This window comes from Streptococcus suis, assembly GCF_002960445.1.
GTDB classification, from domain to species: Bacteria; Bacillota; Bacilli; order Lactobacillales; family Streptococcaceae; genus Streptococcus; species Streptococcus hyiners.
Genome location: NZ_POJD01000147.1, coordinates 1 through 405, shown reverse-complemented (window position 1 = coordinate 405; position 405 = coordinate 1). Strand labels below are relative to the sequence as shown.

The 405-nt window shown below is 33.1% G+C and carries 1 protein-coding gene; it reads right to left on the bottom strand.

Annotated elements, in window-relative coordinates:
• Positions 1-94 precede the first annotated feature (94 nt).
• A partial coding sequence (locus tag C1G53_RS06360) for a hypothetical protein (RefSeq protein WP_105118129.1) occupies positions 95-405 on the bottom strand: 311 nt, incomplete at its 5' end.

The following is a 405-nucleotide window of genomic DNA, read 5'->3' as shown; positions in this document are numbered from 1 at the left end:
CAGGATAGGTTATGTTGAACATAAATTTATAAATTTTCATAATAATTTCCTTTCATAAAACCAAAGGGGGAGGGGTTAGCTCCCCCTTATATCACTAAGCCTCAATTATTGAGGTGTAAAAAGAAGTTTCCCTGTAGCCTTGGTAAATCTCTTTGTTCATCAAGCTAATCCTAAATTCATCAGAAATACGGTGTTTTTGACGATTAAGAATAATGATGTTTTCTGCTAACTTCTTCAAAGTAGGCTCATAGATTACCCCTTCAATTGGCAAATTTTCCTTTAAAAAATCTCTGGATTCATCATCTAAGGTAAAGTTTACTGATTTGTCTGAATTAAAGCTCTGTACTCGCTTAATTCCATTGATATTTGGCATTTCCATTCCTTCGCTAAGGAAAATATCTTTAA